The following is a 2,469-nucleotide window of genomic DNA, read 5'->3' as shown; positions in this document are numbered from 1 at the left end:
GGTATCCGGCCTGAGAGGGTGTACGGACACATTGGGACTGAGATACGGCCCAGACTCCTACGGGAGGCAGCAGTGGGGAATATTGCACAATGGGCGCAAGCCTGATGCAGCGACGCCGCGTGGGGGATGAAGGCCTTCGGGTTGTAAACTCCTTTCGCTATCGACGAAGCCACTTTGGTGGTGACGGTAGGTAGATAAGAAGCACCGGCTAACTACGTGCCAGCAGCCGCGGTAATACGTAGGGTGCGAGCGTTGTCCGGAATTACTGGGCGTAAAGAGCTCGTAGGTGGTTTGTCGCGTCGTCTGTGAAATCCCGGGGCTTAACTTCGGGCGTGCAGGCGATACGGGCATAACTTGAGTGCTGTAGGGGAGACTGGAATTCCTGGTGTAGCGGTGAAATGCGCAGATATCAGGAGGAACACCGATGGCGAAGGCAGGTCTCTGGGCAGTTACTGACGCTGAGGAGCGAAAGCATGGGTAGCGAACAGGATTAGATACCCTGGTAGTCCATGCCGTAAACGGTGGGCGCTAGGTGTAGGGGGCTTCCACGTCTTCTGTGCCGTAGCTAACGCATTAAGCGCCCCGCCTGGGGAGTACGGCCGCAAGGCTAAAACTCAAAGGAATTGACGGGGGCCCGCACAAGCGGCGGAGCATGTGGATTAATTCGATGCAACGCGAAGAACCTTACCTGGGCTTGACATATACAGGATCGGGCTAGAGATAGTCTTTCCCTTGTGGTCTGTATACAGGTGGTGCATGGTTGTCGTCAGCTCGTGTCGTGAGATGTTGGGTTAAGTCCCGCAACGAGCGCAACCCTTGTCTTATGTTGCCAGCACGTTATGGTGGGGACTCATGAGAGACTGCCGGGGTTAACTCGGAGGAAGGTGGGGATGACGTCAAATCATCATGCCCCTTATGTCCAGGGCTTCACACATGCTACAATGGTCGATACAGTGGGCAGCGACATCGTAAGGTGGAGCGAATCCCTGAAAGTCGGCCTTAGTTCGGATTGGGGTCTGCAACTCGACCCCATGAAGTCGGAGTCGCTAGTAATCGCAGATCAGCAACGCTGCGGTGAATACGTTCCCGGGCCTTGTACACACCGCCCGTCACGTCATGAAAGTTGGTAACACCCGAAGCCAGTGGCCTAAACTTGTTAGGGAGCTGTCGAAGGTGGGATCGGCGATTGGGACGAAGTCGTAACAAGGTAGCCGTACCGGAAGGTGCGGCTGGATCACCTCCTTTCTAAGGAGCATTATTTATATAACCCACCGCGTAGAGGTTTCTATGGTGTTGTTGGGTTGGTGGTTGATGGCCCAGATGTGGTCATGCCACTATTTGTTGAATCGGAGTGGAAACACACCGCTGGTAATAGATACCGGTAACACTAATTCTTTATAAACATGAACAGACAAAACAATCTAGGTTAATCGTTGGTGCACTGTTGGGTGTCTGGGACAGCAATCCATTTTGTATGGGTTGGTCCTGATGCTCACACCAGGTCAAGGCAAGTTGCAACCGGTTGGTTGGTTTGCCCAGGGTGGTGTGGGGTGTTGTGTGAGAACTGTATAGTGGACGCGAGCATCCACCACACAGAATGCTTTTGTGAGTGTTTGTGTGGTGTGTGTAATTTTTTCTTATTTTTTCTGTGAGAACGCGCATAGGCAGTGAGTCTTTGGCTTGTTGTTTGTGTGTTTAGTTATTTTTTAGTTACGGTTGTTCACCCCCATTGGCTGCCAGGGTTTCTTGGTGGTTGTGGGGTGTGTGTTCGTTATTTAAGGGCGCATGGTGGATGCCTTGGCATACTGGGCCGATGAAGGACGTGTAAGGCTGCGTTAAGCCTCGGGGAGTTGTCAATTAAGCGTTGATCCGAGGATGTCCGAATGGGGAAACCCGCCTGCCGTTATGGGTAGGTACCTGCTGATGAATTCATAGTCAGTGTGGGGGTTATACGTGGGGAAGTGAAACATCTTAGTACCTGCAGGAGGAGAAAATAATAATGATTCTGCTAGTAGCGGCGAGCGAACGTGGATGAGGCTAAACCGTGTGTATGTGATACTTGGTAGGGGTTGTGCATGCGGTGTTGTGGGGCCATGATTTTCTGTTTCTACCAGAACAGAGCGCGCAACATGTTGTTAGGTGAAGTGGGTTGGAATGCCCGGCCGTAGAAGGTGAGAGCCCTGTAGGTGAAGGCAATGTGTGGTGTGTGTTGTGGTGCCCGAGTAGCAGCGGGCTCGTGGAATCTGCTGTGAATCTGCCGGGACCACCCGGTAAGCCTAAATACTCAGTGTGACCGATAGTGTATGAGTACCGTGAGGGAATGGTGAAAAGTACCCCGGGAGGGGAGTGAAATAGTTCCTGAAACCATGTGTCTACAATCCGTCAGAGCCCCTTTTGTGGGTGATGGCGTGCCTTTTGAAGAATGAGCCTGCGAGTCAGCGGCATGTCGCGAGGTTAACCCGTGTGGGG

2 rRNA genes are annotated in these 2,469 nt (G+C 52.8%); both read left to right on the top strand.

Annotated elements, in window-relative coordinates:
- A 16S ribosomal RNA gene (locus C5Y44_RS13135) occupies window positions 1–1,245 on the top strand; the annotation flags it as partial.
- Window positions 1,246–1,765: 520 nt separating this feature from the next.
- Window positions 1,766–2,469 (top strand): 23S ribosomal RNA (locus C5Y44_RS13130); the annotation flags it as partial.

The sequence above is a fragment of the Corynebacterium sp. J010B-136 genome, from assembly GCF_002967075.1.
Lineage (GTDB): Bacteria > Actinomycetota > Actinomycetes > Mycobacteriales > Mycobacteriaceae > Corynebacterium.
This window is presented reverse-complemented; position numbering and strand designations above follow the sequence as displayed.